General features: G+C 71.8%; 23 protein-coding genes and 2 pseudogenes. 15 read left to right on the top strand and 10 right to left on the bottom strand.

Annotated elements, in window-relative coordinates; genetic code table 11:
* Positions 1-63: 63 nt before the first annotated feature.
* The 3 genes from OG272_RS05070 to OG272_RS05060 all read right to left on the bottom strand — a co-directional run bounded on the left by OG272_RS05070 (position 64) and on the right by OG272_RS05060 (position 3,461).
* Positions 64-1,197 (bottom strand): PP2C family protein-serine/threonine phosphatase, encoded by a 1,134-nt coding sequence (locus tag OG272_RS05070; RefSeq protein ID WP_327731041.1) that lies wholly within the window; start codon positions 1,195-1,197, stop codon positions 64-66.
* A gap of 351 nt (positions 1,198-1,548) precedes the next feature.
* A complete protein-coding gene (locus OG272_RS05065) occupies positions 1,549-2,571 on the bottom strand; it encodes a zinc-binding dehydrogenase (protein ID WP_405895984.1) in 1,023 nt (340 codons plus the stop codon).
* A gap of 65 nt (positions 2,572-2,636) precedes the next feature.
* Positions 2,637-3,461 carry an IclR family transcriptional regulator gene (locus OG272_RS05060; RefSeq protein ID WP_405892656.1) on the bottom strand — a complete coding sequence of 275 codons (825 nt, stop codon included), beginning with the start codon at positions 3,459-3,461 and terminating at the stop codon, positions 2,637-2,639.
* Between the two features lie 49 nt (positions 3,462-3,510).
* On the opposite strand from OG272_RS05060, the gene OG272_RS05055 reads away from it, so the two are divergent.
* The 4 genes and pseudogenes from OG272_RS05055 to OG272_RS05040 form a co-directional block, all read left to right on the top strand.
* Entirely contained in the window at positions 3,511-5,223 is a 1,713-nt protein-coding gene (locus OG272_RS05055) for an IlvD/Edd family dehydratase (protein WP_405892654.1), read from the top strand.
* A 113-nt stretch (positions 5,224-5,336) separates the two neighbouring features.
* Positions 5,337-8,042: a LuxR C-terminal-related transcriptional regulator gene (locus OG272_RS05050; RefSeq protein ID WP_405892652.1), complete on the top strand. Its 2,706-nt coding sequence runs from the start codon at positions 5,337-5,339 to the stop codon at positions 8,040-8,042.
* Between the two features lie 299 nt (positions 8,043-8,341).
* A pseudogene (locus OG272_RS05045) lies at positions 8,342-8,602 on the top strand (molybdopterin-dependent oxidoreductase); the annotation flags it as partial.
* Between the two features lie 48 nt (positions 8,603-8,650).
* Positions 8,651-8,764, top strand: a pseudogene (locus tag OG272_RS05040) (NAD-dependent epimerase/dehydratase family protein); the annotation flags it as partial.
* 122 nt (positions 8,765-8,886) lie between these two features.
* On the opposite strand, the gene OG272_RS05035 reads toward OG272_RS05040, so the two are convergent.
* Together OG272_RS05035 and OG272_RS05030 are read right to left on the bottom strand one after the other, a co-directional pair.
* Entirely contained in the window at positions 8,887-9,999 is a 1,113-nt protein-coding gene (locus OG272_RS05035; RefSeq protein WP_328222462.1) for a HAMP domain-containing sensor histidine kinase, read from the bottom strand.
* A complete protein-coding gene (locus OG272_RS05030) occupies positions 9,989-10,708 on the bottom strand; it encodes a response regulator transcription factor (RefSeq protein WP_328222461.1) in 720 nt (239 codons plus the stop codon). The genes OG272_RS05035 and OG272_RS05030 overlap by 11 nt, the downstream gene beginning before the upstream one ends.
* Positions 10,709-10,822: 114 nt before the next feature.
* Between OG272_RS05030 and OG272_RS05025 the strand changes: the two genes are divergently transcribed.
* Both OG272_RS05025 and OG272_RS05020 read left to right on the top strand, forming a co-directional pair.
* Entirely contained in the window at positions 10,823-11,305 is a 483-nt protein-coding gene (locus OG272_RS05025) for a glycosyltransferase (protein ID WP_328222460.1), read from the top strand.
* Positions 11,302-12,144 carry a methyltransferase domain-containing protein gene (locus OG272_RS05020; RefSeq protein ID WP_328222459.1) on the top strand — a complete coding sequence of 281 codons (843 nt, stop codon included), beginning with the start codon at positions 11,302-11,304 and terminating at the stop codon, positions 12,142-12,144. The genes OG272_RS05025 and OG272_RS05020 overlap by 4 nt, the downstream gene beginning before the upstream one ends.
* A gap of 302 nt (positions 12,145-12,446) precedes the next feature.
* Here the strand turns inward: OG272_RS05020 and OG272_RS05015 are convergent, their stop codons facing one another.
* A complete protein-coding gene (locus OG272_RS05015; protein WP_326584767.1) occupies positions 12,447-12,806 on the bottom strand; it encodes a zinc ribbon domain-containing protein YjdM in 360 nt (119 codons plus the stop codon).
* A gap of 147 nt (positions 12,807-12,953) precedes the next feature.
* Here OG272_RS05015 and OG272_RS05010 point away from each other — a divergent pair, with 147 nt between their 5' ends.
* The 5 genes from OG272_RS05010 (at position 12,954) to OG272_RS04990 (ending at position 16,820) form a co-directional block, all read left to right on the top strand.
* Positions 12,954-13,295: a metalloregulator ArsR/SmtB family transcription factor gene (locus tag OG272_RS05010; protein ID WP_328222458.1), complete on the top strand. Its 342-nt coding sequence runs from the start codon at positions 12,954-12,956 to the stop codon at positions 13,293-13,295.
* Complete coding sequence (locus OG272_RS05005) at positions 13,292-15,025, top strand: SulP family inorganic anion transporter (protein ID WP_328222456.1); 1,734 nt, start codon at positions 13,292-13,294, stop codon at positions 15,023-15,025. Before OG272_RS05010 ends, OG272_RS05005 begins: the two co-directional genes overlap by 4 nt.
* The gene (locus tag OG272_RS05000; protein ID WP_326584770.1) at positions 15,022-15,432 is read left to right on the top strand and encodes a pyridoxamine 5'-phosphate oxidase family protein; all 411 of its coding nucleotides are present in this window, start codon (positions 15,022-15,024) and stop codon (positions 15,430-15,432) included. Before OG272_RS05005 ends, OG272_RS05000 begins: the two co-directional genes overlap by 4 nt.
* Complete coding sequence (locus tag OG272_RS04995) at positions 15,429-15,848, top strand: ATP-binding protein (protein WP_327731050.1); 420 nt, start codon at positions 15,429-15,431, stop codon at positions 15,846-15,848. The genes OG272_RS05000 and OG272_RS04995 overlap by 4 nt, the downstream gene beginning before the upstream one ends.
* 621 nt (positions 15,849-16,469) lie before the next feature.
* Positions 16,470-16,820: a metalloregulator ArsR/SmtB family transcription factor gene (locus OG272_RS04990; RefSeq protein ID WP_326584772.1), complete on the top strand. Its 351-nt coding sequence runs from the start codon at positions 16,470-16,472 to the stop codon at positions 16,818-16,820.
* Here the strand turns inward: OG272_RS04990 and OG272_RS04985 are convergent.
* Positions 16,817-17,908 carry an IS630 family transposase gene (locus OG272_RS04985; RefSeq protein WP_405892648.1) on the bottom strand — a complete coding sequence of 364 codons (1,092 nt, stop codon included), beginning with the start codon at positions 17,906-17,908 and terminating at the stop codon, positions 16,817-16,819. The genes OG272_RS04990 and OG272_RS04985 overlap by 4 nt on opposite strands.
* Positions 17,909-18,243: 335 nt before the next feature.
* Here OG272_RS04985 and OG272_RS04980 point away from each other — a divergent pair, with 335 nt between their 5' ends.
* Complete coding sequence (locus tag OG272_RS04980; RefSeq protein ID WP_326584773.1) at positions 18,244-18,618, top strand: hypothetical protein; 375 nt, start codon at positions 18,244-18,246, stop codon at positions 18,616-18,618.
* Positions 18,619-18,815: 197 nt separating this feature from the next.
* Entirely contained in the window at positions 18,816-19,187 is a 372-nt protein-coding gene (locus OG272_RS04975; protein WP_326584774.1) for a metalloregulator ArsR/SmtB family transcription factor, read from the top strand.
* Positions 19,188-19,329: 142 nt separating this feature from the next.
* On the opposite strand, the gene OG272_RS04970 is transcribed toward OG272_RS04975, so the two are convergent.
* From OG272_RS04970 to OG272_RS04960, 3 genes are all read right to left on the bottom strand, one after another.
* Complete coding sequence (locus OG272_RS04970) at positions 19,330-20,196, bottom strand: alpha/beta hydrolase (RefSeq protein WP_327731052.1); 867 nt, start codon at positions 20,194-20,196, stop codon at positions 19,330-19,332.
* Between the two features lie 4 nt (positions 20,197-20,200).
* Positions 20,201-20,818: a dihydrofolate reductase family protein gene (locus OG272_RS04965; RefSeq protein ID WP_327731053.1), complete on the bottom strand. Its 618-nt coding sequence runs from the start codon at positions 20,816-20,818 to the stop codon at positions 20,201-20,203.
* A 104-nt stretch (positions 20,819-20,922) separates the two neighbouring features.
* Positions 20,923-21,945, bottom strand: a complete 1,023-nt coding sequence (locus OG272_RS04960; RefSeq protein WP_405892646.1) for an NAD(P)-dependent alcohol dehydrogenase — start codon at positions 21,943-21,945, stop codon at positions 20,923-20,925.
* 123 nt (positions 21,946-22,068) lie between these two features.
* On the opposite strand from OG272_RS04960, the gene OG272_RS04955 reads away from it, so the two are divergent.
* Complete coding sequence (locus OG272_RS04955; protein ID WP_327731055.1) at positions 22,069-22,743, top strand: TetR/AcrR family transcriptional regulator; 675 nt, start codon at positions 22,069-22,071, stop codon at positions 22,741-22,743.
* 114 nt (positions 22,744-22,857) lie between these two features.
* Positions 22,858-23,385: a DinB family protein gene (locus tag OG272_RS04950; protein WP_327731056.1), complete on the top strand. Its 528-nt coding sequence runs from the start codon at positions 22,858-22,860 to the stop codon at positions 23,383-23,385.
* Positions 23,386-23,448 lie beyond the last annotated feature (63 nt).

Here is a 23,448-nt window from a genome sequence, read left to right as displayed (position 1 = left end):
CAGCCCCCGGAAATCCTTTTCGGTTCCTTTCCGGGCGCGCGTCCGCGGGCACGGCGGCCGGGCTCACCGACGTGGCGAGCGGCGGACCGTCAGGACGGCGACATCGTCGTGCCGGCCTCCGCCGCCCGCGTACGCGCGGGCGTCCTCGTACAGGGCCCGGGGCAGCTCGGTGGGGGAGAGGCCGAGGCGCTTGGCGAGGCGCTCGTCGACCGGGTAGAACGTGCCGTCGGCGGCCCGGATCTCGGTGAGACCGTCGGTGCTCAGCAGCAGCGTCGCGCCGTCCGGGAACGCGAACCAGTCGACGGTCGTGGGTTCCAGGGCCAGCTCGGCGAGACCGAGCGGGACGCCGGAGTCCAGCGCGGGCGTGGTGACCGTGCCCTCGTGCATCACATGCGGCAGGACGTGCCCGCAGTTGACGGCCTGTGCTTCCTCGGTCAACGCGTCGATGCCGATCACCAGGGCGGTGACGAAGCGCTCGTCGTCGCCGGTGTTCTCGGCGTAGGAGTTGTGGCGGACCACGGCCGCGTCCAGGGCGTCGACGAGCGCGGTGAGCGTGGACTCGCGATGGGCCGCCTCGCGGAAGGCGCCGATGACGGCGAACGCGGCGCCCACGGCGGCCAGTCCCTTGCCCTGCACGTCTCCGATCAGCACCCGTGTCCCCCAGGGCGAGGCGACGACGTCGTAGATGTCGCCGCCGACGAGCCGGTCCTCCTGGAGCGGCTCGTAGATGCCGTTGACCAGGACGTCGTCGGTGACCAGAGGGAGGGGGTGCAGGATGTGCCGTTGCATGGCCGCGGCCGTGGAACGCAGCCGCAGCATCTCGTACTCGCGTCCGATCCGCCGGTGGCAGGCGTACACCGAGGCCACACCCAGGGCGAGGGTGAGCAGAACCAGCAGGAGGCGGTCGAGCCATCGGTCCGCGTCGACGTTGCGCACCACCGCCGTGGTGGTGACGACGAGCGTGGTCCACGCGGCGACGAAAGCCGTCTGCCGGACGGTGCACAGCGCCGACGCCGTCCCCGGCAGGAACACCAGCAGTCCGAGGAGCCACACCTCGGACCCGGACAGCACCCCGAGCGCCTCCACCAGGGCCGTCACCGCCAGCACGCCGAGGACCAGTTCGGCGTTGCCCGGCGGCTCGATGGCCTCGAAGGCATCGACGGCCTCGACAGGTCTCTTCCGGCGGCTACCGGCCATACGAACTCCCGGGCAGATCGTGATCTCCCCGTACGTTAAGCCGGGCCCCGTCACGTCCGAGAGACGCCCCGCCGATCCGGGCCCCCGGGGGGTCTGCCGAGCAGAGTTCTCGGGGTCTGCCCGTCGGCCTCTCCGGGGGGCTTGCCGAGCCGAGTTCCGGCGGGTGCGCCGATTCGGTCGCCCCGGAAGTCCGCCGATCCGGCCCCTCCGGGGGGCTTGCCGAGCCGAGCTGCGGCGGGTGCGCCGATTCGGTCGCCCCGAGGGTCCGCCGAGCCGAGCTCTCGGGGTCTGCCGATCCGGCCTCCCGGGGGCCTGCCGAGCCGAGCTCCCGAGGGTTTGCCGAGCCGGTCCTCAGCGGGCCGGTCGGGCAGGGGTGACGTGGATCTTCGGTCCGGCTCCCGCTCCGGCCGGGCGTTCACCCGCGAGCACCGGGCCGACCTCGTCGAGGGCGACCGTGGCGGCGACGAGCGGCCGGGGATCGACCGTGCCGGCCGCGTACGCGCGGATGGTGGCGTCGAGGCCGGGGGAGGCGGAGAGGATGCCGACGGCCGTGACGTCCTTGAGGACGAGGGCGCGGGTGTCGATCCGACTGGGCCCGGCGGCCAGCCCGATGTACACGACGCGGCCCCCCGGCTCCACCAACTCCAGGGCGCTGCCCGGCAGATGGGCGGCGTTCGTGGCGTCGACGACGGCGTCGAAGGGCAGGTCCGGGAGGGAGTCCTCCGTCCAGGTGTGCGCGAAGTCCAGGCCGCGTGCGAAGGCGAGGGAGTCGGCGGTCCGGCCCATGAGGTGGACCTCCGTACCGGCGGCGCGGAGGAACAACGCGACCAGCACTCCGATCGTCCCCGGCCCCAGGACCAGGGCGCGGTCTCCCGGCCGGGTCGCGGCGGCCTGCGCGGCGCGGAGAGCGTTGCCGCCCGGCTCCACGAGCGCTCCGAGCACGGCGTCCACGGAGTCGGGCAGGGCGTGCAGGGAGGAGGCCGGTACGGCGAGCCGCTCGGCCAGGGCGCCGGCCCGGCCCCCGCGTATGCCGACCTCCTCGCGCCGCTCGCACACGTGCTGGTCGCCCCGGAGGCAGCGGCGGCAGTCCCCGCAGCCGAGCATCGTGTCGCCCATGACGCGACGGCCGACCCAGCCGGGGTCGACACCGTCGCCGGCCGCCGACACCCGCCCGGCCCACTCGTGGCCGAGCCGCATCGGGTAGGCGGAGTGCCCTTGGTGGAGGTAGGCCATCGTGCCGGTGAAGAACTCCATGTCCGTGCCGCACACCCCGACCCGCTCGACGTCGACGACGACGTCACCGGGCCCGGCCACCGGCGCCGGAAGGTCCTGGACCTCGTACGCGCCGGGGGCGGTGAGGACGAACGCGCGCATGAGGTTCACCGGTCTTTCTCCAGCAGCGGGCGGGGGTGGGCGTGAGCCGGGTCTTCAGCGGGGTCTCATCGGTGCGGCTCGCCGAGGCGACCGAGGAGGCCGCGGATCTCGTCGAGCGCGTCGACCAGGGTCGCCAGGGACGTCCGGTAGGCCAGCGCGCTGACGCTCACGGCTCCGGACGGGGTCGTCGGCGAGGTGAGGAACACGGGCAGGGCGAGGCAGTTGGCCCCGGTCTCGGTCTCCTGGTCGTCGACGCCGTGGCCGCGGGCTCGGGTGGCCGCCAGCTCACGGTGCAGACCGGCGGCCGTGCACGGCGTCCGTGGCGTACGACGTTCCAGGGGCGAGCCGCCGATCCACGCCTCGACCTCCTCCAGGGTGGTCAACCGCCCGGCGAGCAGCAGCTTTCCGGCGGCGGTCGCGTGGGCGGGGTTGCGCCCGCCGATCGTCGACGTCAGCCGGACGGCACCGGCGGGCGGGTCGACCTCGGCGCGGTGGACCACCTCACGGCCGTCGAGCACCGTGTAGTGCGCGGTCTCGCCGAACCGGTGTGCCAGCGCTTCGAGCACCGGGCGGACGCGCAGGTGCTCGGGCCGTGCCTCGTGGTGGGCGAAGGCCATGCGCAGGAACTCGTCGCCGAGCCCGTAACGGCCCCGGGCGTCCTGGTCGGCGAGCCCGGCCCGGCGCAGCGCGCCCAGCGCCCGGTGCACGGTCGGCTTGGGACTGCCGATCGCCCGGGTCAGCTCCTCCAGGCCCACCCCGCCGGGGTACCGGGCCAGCTCCTTGAGGACCGCCAGCACCCGGTCCGATCCCACAAGCCGGCTGCCCCCGGCACCTGTCGGGCCGTCCTCACCGAGGTCTGTCGATCCCTCGTACGGCTGCGTATGCTTCATCGCGTTCCGGACTGTAGACCGCCGTACCGATAGCCGGAAGGGGCTCGGGGTGACGCTCCGCAGTGCGCAGTGGTACGGGGGACAGGACCGCAACGCCTACATCCACCGGGCGTGGATGCGGCGGGGTGTGCCGGGCGACGCCTTCACCGGCCGGCCGCAGATCGCCATCGCCAACACCGCCTCGGACCTGACCCCCTGCAACGCGCATCTGGACGAGGTCGCGGCCTCGGTGCGCAACGGCGTGTACGAGGCGGGCGGCATCCCCCTGGACCTGCCGGTGGTGTCGCTGGGCGAGACGAACGTGCGGCCCACCGCGATGCTCTGGCGGAACATGGCCGCGATGGCCACGGAGGAGATGCTGCGGGCCAATCCGATTGACGGGGTCGTGCTCCTCGGCGGCTGCGACAAGACGATCCCCTCGCTGCTGATGGCCGCCGCCTCGGTGGACCTCCCCGCGGTCGTGGTCCCGGGCGGCCCGATGCTCAACGGCACCTTCCGCGGCGGCCTGTTGGGCTGCGGCACCGGTGTGTGGCAGCTGTCGGAGGAGGTGCGGGCGGGCACGCTCTCCCAGGAGCAGTTCACCCGCTCCGAGTCGGCGATGATCCGCAGCCGGGGCCACTGCAACACGATGGGGACGGCGTCGACGATGGCCCTGGTGGCCGAGGCGCTCGGCACCGTGTTTCCCGGCGTGGCGGGCACCCCCGCCCCCGACAGCCGCCTCCTGGAGGCCGCGCACCACACCGGTCGGCTGGCCGTGGACATGGTGGGTGCCGACCGGCGGCCCGGCACCTTCCTGACCAGGGCGTCCTTCCACAACGCGATCGTGGCGCTGGCCGCGGTCGGCGGCTCCACCAACGCGGTCGTCCATCTCCTGGCGATCGCCGGCCGCCTCGGCATCGACCTCACCCTCGACGACTTCGACCGCGTCGGCTCCCGGGTGCCGGTCCTCGTCGACCTCCAGCCCGCCGGGCGCTTCCTCATGGAGGACTTCCACCGCGCCGGAGGGCTGCTCGCCGTGCTGCGCGAGGTCCGCGACCTGCTCGACCCCGACGCGCTGACCGTCACCGGTGAGCCGCTGGTCGACCACCTCGACGACGCCACCGTCTGGGACGCCGAGGTCATCCGCCCGCGCGCCGAACCACTGGTCGCCGAGGGCGGCATCGCCGTCCTGCGCGGCAACCTCGCTCCCGACGGGGCACTGATCAAACCGGCCGCCGCCTCCCCGCACCTGCTGCGCCACCGGGGCCGGGCCGTCGTCTTCGACTCCATCGAGGACTTCCGCGCCCGCGTCGACGATCCCGACCTGGACGTAGACGCCGACTCCGTCCTCGTCCTGCGCGGCTGCGGCCCCAAGGGCTATCCGGGCATGCCCGAGGTCGCCAACATGCCCCTGCCGAGGAAACTCCTCGAACAGGGCGTCCGCGACATGGTCCGCGTCTGCGACGGCCGGATGAGCGGCACGGCGTACGGCACGGTCGTCCTGCACGTCGCACCGGAAGCCGCGGCCGGCGGCCCCCTCGCCCTCGTACGGACCGGTGACGTCGTCGTCCTCGACGTCGAGGCCCGCCGCATCGACATCGACGTCCCCGCCGACGACCTCGCGCGCCGGGAGCCGGACCGCGCCACGGTCGACGGCTTCGCCGCCCCCCGGCGCGGCTGGGAACGCCTCTACGTCGACCACGTCCTCCAAGCCGACACCGGCGCCGACCTCGACTTCCTCATCGGCTCCAGCGGCTCCGAGGTGAGCCGCGAGTCGCACTGATCTCCTCGACCTAAAAGTCGGCAACGGCCGCGAAGACCGACGCAGCGCGCAGGCGCGGAGGAACCCTGGGATGCTGAACGGGGAAAACTGCCCCAGTTCTACGACCTGTGGTGGTGAGCGCCGTGGCAGGGTCCGGGAAGAGCGGTTCGGGGCCTACCGTCCCGTGTGCCGATCCCCAGGGCGACCCGTTCCTGCGCACCCGGTTCGCCGTACCGGCCCGGCCCGCCACGTTCCTGCGGCGGAACCGCCTCGTCGAGCACCTCGACCAGGCCCTGAAAACCCCGCTGACCATGGTCAACGGGGCCGCCGGGGCCGGCAAGACCCTGCTGGTCGCCGACTGGGCCGCGCGGCGGGACCGGCCGGTCGCCTGGCTCACCACCGAGGCAGGCGACCAGGGCCCTGGCATGTTCTGGGCGTACCTCCTCCAGGCGCTGCGCTCCGCCGGTGTGCCGCTGCCCGCCGGGATCGGCTGCCCCGCCGACGCCAGCCACGTGGACCGTACGCTGCTGACGCGGCTCGCCACCGAGCTGGGCGCCCTGGAGCGGCCGGTGATCGTGGTGCTCGACGAGTACGACCGGGTGACCGACCCGGAGATCGCGGAACAGCTGGAGTTCGTGCTGTACCACGGCGCGCCCGGCCTGCGCCTGATCCTCGTCACCCGCACCGAACCGCTGCTGCCACTGCACCGCCACCGGGCGGCCGGCGACATGACGGAGATCAGGAACGCCGAGCTGGCCTTCACGCCCGAGGAAGCGTCCGTACTGCTGGGCCTGCACGGCCTTCGGGTCCCGGTGGCCGTCGCGGAGGCGCTCGTGGAGCGCACCCGGGGGTGGGCGGCCGGCCTGCGGCTGTGCGCGCTGGCCGCGCGCGAGAGTCCGGATCCGCAGACGTATCTGAAACGGTTCGAGGCCGAGCGCACGGCGGTCGCCGACTTCCTGCTCGCCGAAGTGCTCAGACGGCAGACCCCCGAGACCCAGGATCTCCTCCTGCGGGTCAGCGTCCTGGAGCGGTTCTGCCCCGAGCTGGCGAACGCGCTGACCGAACGCACCGACGCCGAGGGCATCCTGGCCGGCCTGCATCGCGGGAACGCCTTCGTCGAGGACCTCGGGCACACCCGGTACCGCCTCCACCCGCTCTTCGGGGAGATCCTCCGCGCCCATCTGCGGATGCGCTCTCCCGGCCTGGAACCCGTACTGCACCGGCGGGCGGCGGAGTGGCTGCGCCGCTCGGGGACCCTCGCGGAGGCGCTCGACCACGGGGCCGCCGCGGGGGACTGGGAGTTCACCGCCGGCGCCCTCGTCGACGACCTCGCCATCGGCCAGCTCTTCACGGGCCTGCGCGCCGACGACCTCACCGAGCTGTTCTCCCCCATGGGCCCCGAGGCCACGAGCCCCGCCACGGATCTCGTACGGGCGGCCCGTGAGCTCTCCCGGTGCGAGGTCGACCGGGGCCTGGCCCATCTGCGGCACGCGGAACGGAGTCTGGCGGGGGAGGAGGACCGGGCGGAGGCGGCGGACGAACCGGGTCCGGCGGCGGCCCGGCTGAGCTGTCTCCTGCTGGAGGCGCTGGCGGCCCGGCTGACCGGCTCGCCGGAGAGGGCCGAGCTGGCGGCCGGAACGGCCGAGAGACTGCGCGAACAGGTCCCCGCCCACCTCCTGGACAAGCACCCCGAACTCACCGCCCTGCTCCTGGCCCATCTGGGGTCGACACGGCTGTGGGCCGGCCGCTTCGAGGATGCCCGTGCCGCCCTGTCCCTCGTCGCCGACTGCGCCGGCGGCGCGTCGACGGCACTGCCACGTGAGGACTCCCTCGGCCGGCTGGCCCTCATCGACTATCTGAACGGCTGGCTCGGCCGGGCGGAACGCAAGGCCATGGCGGCACTGACCGTCTCCGAGCGGTACGGCCTGCCGCAGCCGTCCGGCTTCGGCATCGGACGGCTGGTCCTGGCCGCCGTGGCCGTCGACCGGGACGAGCTGCGGCTGGCCCGTTCCCACCTCGACGCGGCGGCGGACGCCCGGCCCGAGACGCGGGACCCGGTGACGGAGGCGGGCCGGGCCCTGGCCACCGCCAGTCTGCTGCTGGCCCGCGGCGACACCCGGGCCGCCCTGGCGGCGACGGAACCGGCCGTGACCGCCGACGTGGCCTCACCCTGGGCGGAGGGTCACACGGCGCTGGTCGCCTCCGCCGCCCACCTCGCCCGAGGCCACCCCGAGGCCGCCGCCGAACTGCTGCACGCCGTGCCCGGCCACCAGCCGGCGTGCGCCGTGGGGGAGGCGCGGGCCCTGCTCGCCGCGGGCACGCCCCTCGCGGCGATCGACCTGCTGGACGGGTTGCGCCCCGAGAGCCGCACCGGCCCGGCCGTGACCGTACGGGCCCTGCTGGTCCGCGCCGGCGCCGCGCACGCCGTCGGGGACCGGGCCACTGTGCGCAGACTCGTCGCCCAGGCGCTCCACGAGGCCCGGCGCGAGCGGCTGCGCCGGCCCTTCGCCGAAGCCGGCGGATGGCTCCGGCCCGTCCTCGACACCGCGCCGCTCAGGGACCTCGCGGCCGGCTGGCTCACCCCGGGCTCCCCCGGCCCGCCGTCGCGTACCGGGCCGCCCCGGCCCGAGGACCGGCCGCCGGTCGTGGAGGAGCTGAGCGGCCGCGAACGCGATGTGCTGCGGCGGCTGGACCGCATGATGTCCACCGAGGAGATCGCCGCCGACCTGTGCGTGTCGGTGAACACCGTCAAGACCCACCTCAAGAGCGTCTTCCGCAAACTGTCGGTGAACCGCCGCAACGACGCCGTACGCCGCGCCCGTGAGCTGCGGCTGCTGTGACTCGCCCGCCCGTCAAGGTCTTCGACGAGCAGCTGATGAACACCATGGTTGAGTGCATCGACACCGGCCGCGAATGCCAGTGACCGTGATGCGCTGAACCACCGCGCGGGCCTGTCCGCGGCCACCACATACCGCGGGCAGGCCCGCGTGATCGAGGTCGTCGGTGCCGACAATCGGTGCGACGGCTCGATGCGATGCGATGCGATGCGATGCGATGCGATGCGGTGGGGTGCCAGGTGCCAGGTGCCAGGTGCCAGGTGCCAGGTGCCATCAGCGTCCATGTTCACGCCTGTTCGCGGGCCCGCCTGCGAGCCCTGCCCCAGCACGAGGCGGAGCTGCCGATCGCCTGCGTGGAGGGGTGGAGCAAGTCGGCGCGCTGGACGGGCGTGCGGGTCATGGACCTGGTGGAGTGGGCGAGAGCCCCGCCGCACGCGTGGGTGCGGGTGGTGTCGTTGCGGACCCGGGGCGGCTACCGGGTTTCGGAGAGGGGGGCACGAGCACGCCCGCGGCCCCTGACCCTGCTCGCGCTGCGCCTGAACGGGACTGCCATCCTGCCGGACCCCCACCGCGGGATCCGTGGGTGAACGCGCGGCCGTAGCGTCGGCCGCATGTTGATCCTGGGCCCTGGAGGCGCGGGCTTCACCGGCTCGCACCTCGTCACGGCCTTTGCCGGCGCCGGGCACGAGGTGCGCGTGCTCGACTCGCTGCCGTCCGCCGTCCGCCGTCCGCCGCCCACCGCACGGCTCCGCCGAAGGCACCGCTGCGGGCGCACTGACATCCCGGTGCGGCCACCGCGCTCCTGGGCCCCCGCAAGCGCAGGGCCGGCCCTGCGCCGGTGGGCCGCTCAGACAGCCGCGGGAAGGTGGACCTCGAAGCGGCAGCCACCCGGTACGTTGCTCACCGCCGCGCGTCCTCTGTGGGCCTCGACGATGCCGCGCACGATCGCCAGGCCGAGTCCGGCCCCGGCGGGCGGGGTGCGGGCGTCGGTGCCGCGCCAGCCGGTGTCGAAGACACGAGGCAGGTCCTCGGGCAGGATGCCGCCGCAGCCGTCCGTCACGGACACGACGACGCTGTCGGCCTCGCGGCGGGCGGACACGGCGACCGTGCCGTCGGTGGGAGTCCGGCGGATGGCGTTGACCAACAGGTTGGCCAGGACCCGGGACATCTCGCGGCCGTCGACCTCGATCGGCACGGGCTCGACCCCGTCGCCCACCAGCCGGACGCCGTATTCCCTGGCGAGGGCGTCGGCGCCCGCGAGGGCGTCACCGACCAGGTCGTAGACCGACATACGGGCGGTGTTCAGGGCCAGGACGCCGGCCTGGATGCGGGAGAGTTCGAACAGGTCGCCGACCATGTCGCTCATCCGCTCGACCTCCGTGCGGATCCGGGCGTGGTAGACACGCGGGTCGGCGACCATGCCGTCCTCCAGCGCCTCGGTCATCGCCTGCAGTCCGGCCAGCGGGGTACGCAGGTCATGGGAGATCCAGGCGACCAGTTCGCGGCGGGAGGCGTCCAGGGCCTGCTCCCGCTCCCGGGACGCGGCGAGCTTCGCACTCGTGGCGGCCAACTCGCGGCTGAGCGCGGCGAGTTCGGCCGTGGGTGCCGCGGCCGGCGGAGTGAAGCTGCCGCCGTCGCCGAGGGCGCGGGTGGCCCTGGTCAGGGCGCGGCTGCCCTTGACGACGCTGCGGCCGAGGAGGAGGGCGACGGCGAGTGAGACGACGGCCGCCATGGAGCACACCATCGTCACGACCCAGAGGTCGTGGTCGGAGAGGAACATCGCCCAGGCCACCAGCATCGTTCCGGCGAGCATCGCCGCGACCGTGACGGCGGCGACAACGGCCAGCGACAGTGTGACCGAGCGGTGGCGCAGCAGTCGCAGGGCGGCGGTACCGAGCAGCCCGGCGGCGGCTGCGCCGATCGCCGCGTACAACGCGATCAGGAGGGTGTCAGGCAGCATCGCCGCCTCCGTTCGTGCCGGGGACGTCGAAGCGGTAGCCCACTCCCCACACCGTGGTGATCAGCCGGGGGTGCGCCGGATCGTCCTCGATCTTCCCGCGCAGCCGCCGCACGTGGACGGTCACGGTCGACAGGTCCCCGAACTCCCAGCCCCACACCTGGCGCATCAGTTCCTCCCGGCTCGTGGCCCGCCAGGGATTGCGCAGGAAGAACTCCAGTAGATCGAACTCCCTTATGGTCAGCGCGAGTTCATCGTTGTGGCGGGTGGCGCGGCGGGCGGTGGGTTCCAGGGCGAGCGGCCCCGCCCGCAGCCATGCCCCGGCGGGCGCGGTCCGCGCGGCCGCCACCGCCCCGGCGCGGCGCAGTACCGACTCCACCCGCAGGACCAGTTCGCGGGGGCTGAAGGGCTTGGTGACGTAGTCGTCCGCCCCGACCTCCAGGCCGAGGATGCGGTCCTCCTCGTCGCCACGCGCGGTCAGCATGATCACCGGCAGCGGGCCGTCCCGCCGGATACGACGGCAGACCTCCAGTCCGTCCATGCCGGGCAGCATCAGGTCCAGCACCACCAGGTCCGGCGGCTGCGCGGCGGCCCCGGCCACGGCGGCGGGGCCGTCGGCGGCCACGTCGACGGCGAAGCCCGCCCGGTTCAGATAGCCGGCGACGACCTCGGAGACGGTGGGATCGTCGTCCACGACGAGTACGCGTTTCACGTTGGTGAGTCTCGCACCGGTGTCCGCTCGTCTGTGGGGAGCGGCTGTGGACGTCAGCGATCCGTAAGATCGCCAAATCCCTTATGTCCCTTTCGGGTTCGTAGGGTGAGTGGGGTGATCGAGACCTCCCCCTCCACCCCTGCCCGGGGCGACGTGGTGCTGCCCTGCCTCGACGAGGCCGGGGCCCTGCCGTGGGTCCTGGACCGGATCCCGGCCGGCCGGCGCGCGATCGTCGTCGACAACGGTTCGGCCGACGGTTCCGCGGACATCGCCCGCGACCTCGGAGCGTACGTCGTCCCTGAGTCCCGCCGCGGCTTCGGTGCCGTGTGCCACGCCGGGCTGACCGCCGCCACCGCCGACGTCGTCCGCTTCTGCGACGGCGACGCCTCCCTCGACCCCGCGTTGCTGCTGATGTTCACGGACTGCTTCGGTGCGATCCAGCGGTCGCGCCTGGCCGAGGCGGGACGGGCGGTGGCCGATCTGCCGGTACTGCGCGACGTGGACACCGCCGCCGACGCCGCGCAGGTCGCCGCCTGCTGTCCGCCCGGCTCCCGCTTCACCACCGCCCTCGCCCCGCTCGCGGAGGTCGCCCGATGAGCGGGACGGTGGCGACCGGTCTGGACACCGCCGTAACCGAGGGGACAGAGCCGGCCACAACGGGAACGCAGCCGCGGACCCTTACCGCGCGCACGGCGCGGATCTCCACGCCGACACAACCCACGGATCCGTTCGCACCCGGAGAGCCGGGCGAACCGTGGACCGACGACCCCTACGCCCACGCCCTTCGCGCCGGCCGCGGCCCGCTGTTCCTGCGCCGCCTGTCACCCCCTGATCACCCGGACGGCCTCCGTGAGGAGGTGCTGCCGCTGGACGTCGAGCGCTGGTGCGCACCCCCCGACGCCGCCGACACCAGCGTGCTGAGCCGCTGCACCGGTCCCGTCCTGGACGTCGGCTGCGGGCCGGGACGTCTGGTGGCCGCCCTGGCCGCCCGCGGTGTGCCGGCGCTGGGTGCGGACGTCAGCCCGGCCGCCGTCACCCGGACCCGGCGCCACGGGGGCGCCGCCGTGAGGCGGTCCGTCTTCGACCGCCTGCCGGGGGAAGGCGGCTGGGGCACCGCCCTGCTGATGGACGGCAACGTCGGTATCGGCGGCGACCCGCCGGCCCTGCTCACCCGGCTGCGAGAACTGGTCGCTCCCGGCGGTTGCCTGCTGGCCGAGGCCGCCCCGCACGACGTGGACGAACGCCTGACCGTCCGCGTCGAGGACGGCCGGGGGCGGCACGGCCGGCCGTTCCCCTGGGCACGTCTCGGCACCACCGCGCTGCTGCGCGTCGCCGACGCCACCGGCTGGGTCCTGACCGGCCGGTGGACGGCCGCCGGCCGTCCCTTCCTCGAACTCCACCGCCCGAAGCCGACGCACATCGACGCGCACCTGTGAATCCGACCGTCTGCCGACCGGTTACGCCGTGGCCCGGCCCCTGTTCGCCGCGGCGGCCCGGACGGCCCGCAAGGTCCCGGCCCGCGCCGCGACCGGTCCCGTGCTGGCCGGGTCGGCCGCCGTCGCGTCGGCCGCGCTGGGGGTGACCGGAGACGAACGGGCCCGTGACGCAGCGGACGCGGGAGGTGCCGACTCTGCATGGTCCTGGAGGCGTCGGCGGGGAGCGCCGGTGGACGACGATCAGCGCGGGCACCCGGGTGGCGGCGGGCGGGTGGGACCTCGCTCTGCGCTGATGTGTCGGGTCAGGCCTTCCTGACCACGCTGGACTTCAGTTGCATGGGGCCGAAGCCGTCGATCCTGCAGTCGATGTCGTGACCGTCCACGCCGTCGACGAGGCGGATGTCGCGCACTTTGGTGCCTGCCTTGATCCCGGTCGGGCTGCCCTTGACCTTGAGGGTCTTGACCACGGTGACGCTGTCGCCGTCGGCGAGGGTGTTGCCGACGGCGTCCCTGATCACCCTGGCCTCGCTGCCGTCCGCGTCCGCGGGCTCGGCGGACGCGGGCGACCACTCGTGGCCGCATTCGGGGCAGATCAGGAGTGCGCCCATCTCGTAGGCGTAGGTGCTGGAGCACTCGGGGCACGGCGGCAGGGTCTCGGTCACCGGGCGAGTGTACGCATGGAATGCTGAATTGCGTAATTTAGCAATTGGTTAGATGCTGTGAGGGATGTGCCCTGTCACCTGGTTGCCGCGGGCACCGCCGATTCGCGTGGTCCGGGGTGGGTGTCGTCGAGGGAAAGCTGAGGAGTTGTGTCCGTTCCGCTGTATCAGGCCAAGGCCGAGTTCTTCCGGATGCTGGGGCATCCGGTGCGCATACGGGTGCTGGAGCTGCTGCAGGACGGGCCCCTGCCGGTACGGGACCTGCTGGCCGCCATAGACGTGGAGCCTTCCAATCTGTCGCAGCAGCTGGCGATGCTGCGCCGGTCGGGCATCGTCGCCTCGGTGCGCGAGGGCTCACGTGTCGTCTACGAGCTGGCCGGCGGGGACGTCGCCGATCTGATGACGGCCGCGCGGAGGATTCTCACGGAGATGCTGGCCGGCCGTGACGAGCTGCTGGCCGAGCTGCGGGAAGCCGGGGCCGCCGCGCGATGACCACCTTGTTCGGCCAGGTGAGGGCCCGACTTGCCGCGCTGCTGCCCGGCCGCGCCGATCTGGCGGAGATGCGGCGCGACCCGCGCCGGGACCTGCTGGCCGGGCTGACCGTGGCGGTCGTCGCGCTGCCGCTCGCGCTCGGCTTCGGGGTCTCCTCCGGGCTGGGTGCGGCGGCGGGGCTGGCGACCGCGGTGGTCGCGGGTGCGATCGCCGCGCTGTTCGGCGGTTCGAACCTCCAGGTCTCCGGGCCGACCGGCGCGATGACGGTCGTACTCGTGCCGATCGTCGCCGAGCACGGACCGTCGGGCGTGCTGACCGTCGGGCTGATGGCGGGCGGGATGCTCGTCGCGCTGGCGGCGCTGAAGGCCGGCAAGTACATGCAGTACGTGCCCGCTCCCGTCGTGGAGGGGTTCACGCTCGGCATCGCGTGCGTGATCGGGCTGCAGCAGGTGCCGAACGCCCTCGGGGTGCCCAAGCCGGAGGGCGACCGCGTCCTGGTGGTGACCTGGCGGGCCGCGGAGGAGTTCGTCCGGCACCCGAACTGGACCGCGGTCGGCTTCGCGCTCGCGGTCGCCGTCGTGATGCTGGCCGGGGCCCGGTGGCGGCCGACCGTACCGCTCTCCATCGTCGCGGTGATCGCCGCGACCGTGGTGGCGCAGGCCGCCGGGCTGGACGAGGCGAAGCCGATCGGTGACCTGCCGTCCGGGCTGCCCGCGCCGTCCCTGTCCTTCCTCGATCTCGGTGCTCTGAGTTCGCTGCTCGCTCCGGCGGTGGCGGTCGCCGTCCTCGCCGCGCTGGAGTCGCTGCTGTCCGCCTCGGTGGCCGACGGCATGACGGTCGGCCAGCAGCATGACCCGGACCGCGAACTGTTCGGCCAGGGCCTGGCCAACATCGCCGTCCCACTCTTCGGCGGGGTGCCCGCGACCGGAGCCATCGCCCGTACGGCCGTCAACGTCCGTACGGGCGCGAACTCCCGCCTCGCCGCCCTCACCCACGCCGTGATCCTCGCGGTCATCGTCTTCGCGGCGGCGCCTCTGGTCTCGAAGATCCCGCTGGCCGCCCTCGCCGGCGTGCTGCTCGCCACGGCGATCCGCATGATCGAGGTCGGCTCGCTGCGGGCGATGGCGAAGGCGACCCGCTCCGACGCGCTGATCCTCGTACTGACCGCCGTCGCGACCCTGGCCCTGGACCTGGTCTACGCCGTGATCATCGGCCTGGTCGTGGCGGGCGCCCTGGCCCTGCGCGCCGTGGCCAAACAAGCCCGCTTGGACCAGGTACCCCTTGACCGGGCTGACCACAGCGCCGAGGAACACGCGCTGCTGGCCGAGCACATCGTGGCGTACCGCATCGACGGGCCGCTGTTCTTCGCCGCCGCGCACCGCTTCCTCCTCGAACTCGCCGAGGTCGCCGACGTGCGCGTCGTCATCCTGCGCATGTCCCGGGTGACCACCATCGACGCCACCGGCGCCCTCGTCCTCAAAGACACGGTCGACAAGCTCAACCGACGCGGCGTCGTCGTCATGGCTTCCGGGATACGACCGGGCCAGCGCCAGGCTCTGTACTCGGTCGGCGCGCTGGAGCTGCTGTGCCGGGAGGGCGGCGAGTACGCCACCACGCCCGAGGCGATCGAGGGTGCTCGCGCCTATTTGGAGTACGCAGGGGTCGTGCCGCCCCTCCCCGCCCGGAAGCACCGGCCGATCAGCGAGGAAGAAGAGGAAACCGTCGGATGAGCATGTCGCCCGTACCCCTGCGCATGGTCGAGGTCTCCGGTGCCGAGGCACTGTGGCTGCTGGAGGGCAGCGCGCTGGGGCGACTGGTCTACACGCACCGGGACCTGACCGTCGTCCGGCCCGGCCGCCACACCTGGGAGTTCGGCCGCGTGGTGATGCGTGCCCCCGTCCCGGCGTTCGCGATTCCGACGACGGCGACGTACCAGGTGGACGAGATCCGGGCAGTGGCCGGCACCGGCTGGACCGTCACCGTCGCCGGGCCGACCACAGTGATAACCGACCGCGATGAAGCCGCCCACTACCAGCGCACGCTGCCCGGCTGGACCCACGGCCCGCACGACACGCTGCTGCGCCTGAATCCCAAGACGGTGAGCGGATTCCGGCTCGCCCGCGCGGAGGTGGGATGAGTACCCAGCTCGAAGCCCTGCCCTACCGCCATGTGCTCACGCTGCCGATGATGCCCTCCGCGGTCCGCCTGGCCCGGGAGACCGCCGAGCAGGCCCTGGTCGAGTGGGGCATAAGCCTGCGCCATCCGGCCATCGGACCGGCTCTGCTGATTCTCGGCGAGCTGGTCACCAACAGCGTCCGGCACGCCGCGGTGCTCTCCCCGGAGGTGACCGTCATCTACGCGGCCGGCAAGGACTGTCTGGCGTTCGCCGTCCACGACCGCCACCCCTACCAGCCGTCCCTGTTCGGCGCGGTCACCGGGGTCGGCGGTCTGGGCACGGTCATGGAGCTAACCTGCGGTCTGGGCGGCACCGCGGTCGTCCGGGGGGACGCCGACGGCAAGGGCAAGAGCATCTGGATCTCTCTCCCGCTCTGAACCAACAGGCTGACTGTGCGAGGAAGCTGACCGGTGTCAGCGGGGGTCGGGGCCCCGCGGAATGTTCCCCAGGCCGCTTGCTCTCGACTGATGCGTCGTGAACCGGTTGGGCCGCGGACACATGCTCAGCCGACGACCGGCCCGGCTGACGTCGTTCCAGGCCACGGCGACATCACGGCGCTGATCACACGTGAAGCAAAGAGGATCAGCTGTGGTCGGCGTCCGGCGCGGGGGCGGCCGCCCGGTCACCGAAGGACAGCTTCACCATGCGGGCGGCGCCGCACCGTGGGCATCGTCCGTTCGCGCCGACCGCCGCAGGACGGCACTTCATTCGGCAGGCGGGGCACTTGAGCCAGACGACGCTCGCGCCACGCAGCGGAATGATTCTCACGCAGGCCTCCCTCGCATAATGTATGGAGTTGCTTATCTTAGCAATTGCTTAGGTCATCATCATGGGGTCTGCTGCGGTGGCTGCGTCGGGTTCCGGTTCCCAAGCACGGATTCGGCGCCTCTGGTGTCGCGGGCGAGGATGGGCAGCATGTGTGTGACGAGTGGGTGGATTCGATGCGCCGAGGAACGGCCGATACGGCCGCGCTGTTCCGTGGGGGAGGGGGTGGCACGATGAGTACGCCGCTATACCAACTGAAGGCCGAGTTCTTCAAGACGCTGGGGCATCCGGCGCGCATCCGGGTCCTGGAACTCCTGAGCGAGCGTGAGCACGCGGTCGCGGAGATGCTGCCCGTGGTGGGGATCGAGCCGGCGCATCTGTCGCAGCAGCTCGCGGTGCTGCGCCGGGCGAACCTCGTGGTGACCCGGAAGGAAGGCTCGGCCGTCTACTACTCCCTGACCAGTCCGCACGTGGCGGAGTTGCTGCGAGTGGCGCGCACCATCCTGTCCGGCGTACTGGCGGGACAGGCCGAGCTGCTCGCCGATCTGCGGACCGCCCAGGCGGAGGCCGAACCGCCGTCCTAGTGTTCTGAGTCGGGAATTCTGTTCAGATAACTGGCGAGGCGTTCGAGGATCTCGTCTGCGGTCTTCGTCCAGACGTAGGGCTTCGGGTCGGTGTTCCAGGCGGCGATCCAGTTGCGGATGTCCTTCTCCAGGGCTTGGACGGACCTGTGAACGCCGCGCCGTATCTGCTTGTTGGTCAGTTCGGCGAACCATCGCTCGACGAGGTTCAGCCAGGACGAGCCGGTCGGTGTGAAGTGCAGGTGGAAGCGGGGGTGGGCCGGCAGCCACTTCTTGATGGCGGGGGTCTTGTGGGTGGCGTAGTTGTCGCAGATGAGGTGGACATCCAGGTCGGCGGGCACCTCTTTGTCGAGCTTGGTGAGGAACTTCTTGAACTCCTCAGCCCGATGTCTGCGGTGCAGGGAGCCGATCACTTTGCCGGTGGCGACCTCGAGGGCGGCGAACAGGGTGGTGGTGCCGGCGCGGACGTGGTCGTGGGTCACCCGCTCGGGAACCCCGGGCATCATTGGCAGCACGGGCTGGGATCGGTCCAGGGCCTGGATCTGCGACTTCTCGTCGGCGCAGAACACCAGGGCCCGCTCGGGCGGGTCCAGGTAAAGGCCGACGACATCGTGGACCTTGTCGACGAAGTACGGATCGGTCGACAGTTTGAAGGTCTCCGACCGGTGCGGCTGCAGGCCGAAGGCCCGCCAGATCCGTGAAACCGACGACTGCGAGAGGCCCGTCTCCTTCGCCATCGACCGCGTCGACCAGTGCGTTGCGTTCTTCGGAGTGGATTCCAGCGTCTTGGTGACTACCGCGGCAACCTGCTCGTCCGTCACGGTCCTTGGGCCGCCCGGACGCGGCATGTCACCCAGACCGGCGATCCGGTACTGCACGAACCGGGCCCGCCAGCGGCCCACCGCATGGGGTGTGGAACCGAGCTGAGCAGCCACGTCCTTGTTCGAGGCGCCCTCGGCGCAGGCCAGGATGATCCGACACCGCAACGCCCATGCCTGCGGCGTGGAACGTCGCCGCACCCACTCCTCGAGTGCGGCCCGTTCTTCGTCCGACAGTGTCAACTCGGCCTTCGGCCGCCCCGTCCGTGCCATGGAGCAAGCCTATACATCTGAACAGAATTCCCGACTCAGAACACTAGCGACGGCCTCGTGACCGGTGGCCGTGTCCTGGGCGTCGGACGGCGCTCTGCTGCGAGGGAGGCGGCCACCTTCCCGACGGGCAGCGTGAAGCCCGCGATCTTCGTCCCCGACAGCGATGGTTAATTGCTGATCATGAGCGGTCATGAGCGACGCATCATCCGGCAATTCGGGGCTCCCTTGTTCAGTACCGGAACAACAGGGGTGCCGGGCATGGGTGGTTCGTAGGGTCCTGGCACCGGCGGAGAGGGCGATGCCCGGCCGCGCAATGTCCAGGAGGAGATGCTGGTATGAGCAATGTGGAGATTTCCCTGAAGGAGATCATGACGTCCATCGAGGGCGCGTTGGGGACCGCGCTCGTCGATTACACCAGCGGTATGGCGCTGGGCACGCTGGGGGGAGGCAAGGACCTCGACCTGACCGTCGCGGCGGCGGGCAACACGGACGTGATTCGTGCCAAGACCCGCACCATGGAACACCTCGGACTCAACGGTGCGATCGAGGATGTGCTGATCACACTCGGCAACCAGTACCACATCATCCAGCCGCTCAAGGGCCGTGGCGGCAATGGACTGTTCCTCTACCTCGTGCTCGACCGGGCGAAATCGAACCTGGCCATGGCCCGCCACCAGCTCAAGCGCATCGAGGTCGGACTCGAGGTGTAGAAGGCGCCGCGCTTCGTGGCCTCGCACGCCCATGACTTGAAGATTTCTTCAACTGGGCATATCCAGATCCGGTCAATCCCATGGGTGTGCGAGGCCGGATCCACGAAGATTGGTCTGCGCGGTACCGCCTGCGGCGGACGCACGGGCCACCGTGCCCGGAGAAAGCCCTCGAACGCGGCAGGGAGCGAGCGATTCTGATGCAGGTCCCCCTCTATCAGGCCAAGGCCGAGTTTTTCCGCATGCTCGGGCACCCGGTACGTATCCGGGTCCTGGAACTGCTGCAAAGCGGTCCTCTTGCCGTACGCGACCTGCTCAGCGAGATCGAGATCGAACCGTCCAGCCTTTCCCAACAGCTTGGTGTACTCCGCCGTTCGGGGATCGTGGTCTCCATTCGGGAGGGCTCTACCGTCAGTTACGCGCTGGCTGGTGGTGATGTGGCTGAACTCCTGCGTGCGGCTCGCCGGATCCTGACCGAATTGCTCGCCGGCCAGAGTGAGCTGCTCGCCGAACTCCAGCAGGCCGAACTCCAGCCGGCCCTCGCCCCCGGCGGAGCAGACCGACGACCTTGACTCCCCGGGCGCGATGGAGGCCGACCACTTCACCCGTGCCTACGGAATCACCCACCGCCCAGCCCCCGCGTCCCTCACCGCGGCCCCTGTTCGCAGGTCACCAGCAGATCCGGCGCTCGCCGCCGCGCGGCGAGCGCGGATGTCATACCCCCGGCACGCGCCGTCCTCCCCCGAGCGTAAGCATCGCCTCGGCGACCTCTCCGACCGCTGCTTCGGGGATCGCGGTGGCGGCCTCCTCCAGGACGAGCAGCCGCGCCCCGGGGATCTCGCGCGCGATCGCCTCGCCGTTGCCGACGGGGAAGAACCGGTCGCGGCGGCCGTGGACGACGAGCGTGGGGACATCGATCGCGCGCAGGCGCTCGCGCCAGCGGGGTTTGCAGTCGAGCCTGGAGAACACCATGCCCATCTGGTTGGCCATCTGGACCGGGGGTGCGGTGCCGGGCGTGCGGTCCCATATGCGCGCGGCGATCGCGCGCACGGCGACGGGGTCGTCGCCGCGGACCTCCGCGCCGTCGGCGGCGAACTCCGCCACCGCCTCGCGGTCGGTCCAGTCGGGCGTCGGATGCGCGAACAGTCGGCTCATCGTCGCTTGGTCATGGTCGGGGAGGTCGTCGTCAGGCGGGCCGGGCGCAACCGCGCGGGTGCCGGCCAGGGTGAGCGCCGAGAACGCGCCCGGATGGTCGAGCGCGGCCACCTGGGCGACCATCCCGCCGACGCCGATCCCCGCGAGGTGCGCGGGCCCGCCACCGAGCGCGTCAGCGAGGGCCGCCGCGTCGGCGGCGAGGTCGCGCAGGGTGTAGGCGGGTGCCTCCGGGTCCGCCGTCGTCGACTCTCCGCTGTCGCGCAGGTCGTAGCGCACCACGCGGCGCCCGCCGGCGGCGAGGTGCTCGCACAGCGCGTCGGGCCAGGAGAGCATCGTTGTCCCGCCCGCGAGCAGGACGAGGGGCGCGTCGTCGTCACCGAACGACTCGATGCCCAAGGCGATCTCATTGACGTTGACGGTGGTCATCGGATCACCGGACCACGTCGTAGGTCAGGTGCGTCGTGGTCGACGTCGAGGTCACGCTCCGCTGCACGAGCATGCGCGGTGCTCCACCGGTGAACAGTGGCGTCCCGGTGCCCAGCACGACGGGGGCGAGGTGCAGCGTCAGTGCGTCGACCAGCCCTGCGGCGAGCGCCGAGCCGATCGTGGCGCCGCCGCCCATGAGGACGACGTCGAGGTTCTTGCCGCTGTTCGACGACGCCGCCTCGGCGCGCTCGCGCGCGACGGTGATGGCGTCGGGCAGACCGGTGGTGACGAACGTCCAGTCGAGGCCGGTGAGCCGCACCGACTCCGGCGGCGAGCTCGTGACGACGACGAAGGCGGGCTTGCCGACCTCGCCGGCGCCGTAGCCGGTCTTGTCGTCCCAGCCGTGCGGCCCGTCGACCACGTCGAAGAGCCGGCGGCCGAGGACGACGGCGCCCGAGCGGGCGGTCGCCTCACGCAGGACCCGGCGGTCGTCGAGGTCGTCGGAGAATGCCCAGGTGTGCAGGGCCTCGCCGCCGGTGCCCAGACCGTTGTCCGGGCCGGGGTCGGGCCCGGTGACGAAGCCGTCGAGGGAGACCGAGATGTCAGCGATGATGCGAGTCATACCAGGGCAGACCCGATCCGCCGCCCAAACTCATCGCTGAAGCTGCTGGTGGACGGAAAGGTGCCGGAAAGGTGCCGGCAAGGTGCCGGCATCGGCCTGCGGCGTCACTCCGCGGGCAGGGCGAGCGCCACCTTGCCCGTGGCGCGGCCGGCGAGAAGGTGGCGGAGGGCCGCGGCAGTCTCGGTGAGCGGGTAGACGCGGTCCACGAGAGGGCTGAGCGTGCCTGTGTCGATGAGAACGGTCAGGTCGCGCAGCCCGTCGGCGTGCTCGGAGGAAATGAAGGTGCCCAGGTGCCGGCCCGTGAACGGGGACAGCAGCTGTGCGCGGAGCTGCCGGTCGGTGCCGCCGAGCCAGCGGCCGTTCGTCCCGCCGCCGGTGATGACCAGCCTGCCGCGGGGGGTGAGGGCGCGGCGCAGATCCCGCAGACCGCGGTTGCCCGCGATGTCGATGATGGCGTCGTAGCGCCGCGGGACGGCGAGGAAGTCCTCGCGCGTGTAGTCGATCACGTGGTCGGCGCCCAGCGCTCGTACGGCGTCGAGCTTGGGGGTGCTCGCGACGGCCGTGACCCGGGCGCCCAAGGCGTGGGCGAGCTGGACGGCGAAGGTGCCTACGCCGCCGGCGGCTCCCGTGATCAGGACCTGCTGGCCCTCCTGGACCTTGGCCTTGTCGCGAACCGCCTGGAGTGCGGTGAGCGCGCTGACGGGTACCGTCGCCGCCTCCTCGAAGGTGAGTCCGGTCGGCTTGGGAGCGATCCTGTCAGGACGGGTGGCGGCGTATTCGGCGAACGCGGCCACTGCCGTGCCGTAGACCTCGTCGCCGGGCGCGAAGCCGGTCACTTCGGGGCCGACCGCTTCGACGACACCGGCGAGGTTGCGGCCGGGGTTGGGGAGCTTCGGCTTGCGCAGGCCGCTCACGGGCCGGATCGCGTACGGCAGACCGGCCATCATGTGCCAGGTGCCCCGGTCCACGCTGGAGGCGAGCACACGTACCAATACGTCGCCCGGCCCGATGCCGGGCCGGGCGAGCCGTGCGGTGCGCAGCACGGCTTCCGGCTCTGCTCCGTACCGCTCCTGTACGACGGACGCCATGGTTGCGGTTCCACCGGTGGTTGCGATCGGCTCACTCATGTTCCGCATCGTCCCTGCTCCCGTTCCCACGCTCGCGTACTTACGCTGTAAGTCAGGCTTACGCCGTAAGTACAACACTTACGGCGTAAGCTCGTCAATGCTGGGAGACCGAAAGAGGAAGTGATGTCCACCGTGACCCGACGTACCGTCCGGCAGCCGACCCGCGAGACCCTCACCCGGCAGCGGGTGCTGCATGCCGCCGTCGAACTCGCCGACGTCGGCGGCCTGGAGACGCTCAGCATGCGCAAGCTCGGTGAGGCCGTCGGAGTCGAGGCGATGTCCCTGTACAACCACGTAGCCAACAAGGAGGACCTGATCGACGGCATGGTCGACCTGGTGTTCGGCGAAGTCGAGGTGCCCACGCCGGGTGTCGACTGGCGACAGGCGATGCGGCAGCGGGCCGTCTCCATGCGCCTGGTGCTGTCCCGCCACCGCTGGGCCATCGGGCTGATGGAGTCACGGTCGACTCCGGGCCCAGCCACTCTGCGTCACCACGACGCCGTTCTCGGCTGCCTGCGTCAGGGCGGGTTCTCCCTCACCCTGACCGCCCACGCCGTCTCGGTTCTCGACAGCTACATCTACGGGTTCGCCCTGCAGGAGAAGACCCTGCCCTTCGACTCCCCGGAGGAGACCGCCGAACTGGCGGATTCCATCATGAGCGGTTTCGGCGATGGCGAGTACCCGTACCTGACCGAGATCGCGACCGCTCATGTCATGCGTCCCGGGTACGCCTACGGCGACGAGTTCGCATTCGGACTGGACCTCATCCTCGACGGCCTCCAGCAAGCGGCGGGCTGACGAGCCGGCGGAGTGCCGCCGTTGTCACTGGCTCGCCCGGGAGATGGGCGAGACGCATGTTCGTCGCCGGCGAAGACGGTCGTGGGCCACGACTGCTGCTGCCAGGGTGTGCGTATGAATACGACACCGGATGGACGGCCCATCCCACCCGCGCATGCCGACGAGCGCGCCATGCTGGAGGCATGGCTGGACTTTCACCGTGCGACTCTGGTCCTGAAGTGTTCGGGCCTCAAAGATGATCAATTAAGGTTCACAGCGGCGTCACCCTCGTCGATGACGCTGCTCGGTCTCGTTCAGCACATGGCTGAGGTGGAGCGCAACTGGTTCCAGCGTGTATTCGCAAGTCAGGATGTGTCGCCGGTCTTCGAGGAGAGCAACCTCGACGGCTTTGCCCTTCAGCCGGAACGAGGACTCGACGAGGCGACGGCTGCCTGGCAGGCGGAGATCGCCCGGGGCCGTGAGCTGATCGCCGACGCGTCGCTGGACGACTCCGGCCGCCTGTCCGCACAGGAAGCGGGTCACGTCGGCGATCAGGGTGTCTCCCTGCGCTGGATCATGGTGCACATGATCGAGGAGTACGCACGTCACAACGGTCATGCCGACCTCATCCGCGAACAGATCGACGGAGTGATCGGCGCATGAGACGTGCCGGCGCGGTCGCAAGATCCGCGCCGGCACCCGGCCCCGCTCGCAGCCGGCGGCGGC

The sequence above is a fragment of the Streptomyces sp. NBC_00104 genome (assembly GCF_045160825.1).
Lineage (GTDB): Bacteria > Actinomycetota > Actinomycetes > Streptomycetales > Streptomycetaceae > Streptomyces.
Note: the sequence above shows the minus strand (reverse complement) of the source record. Positions and strands in the feature narration are given on the sequence as shown.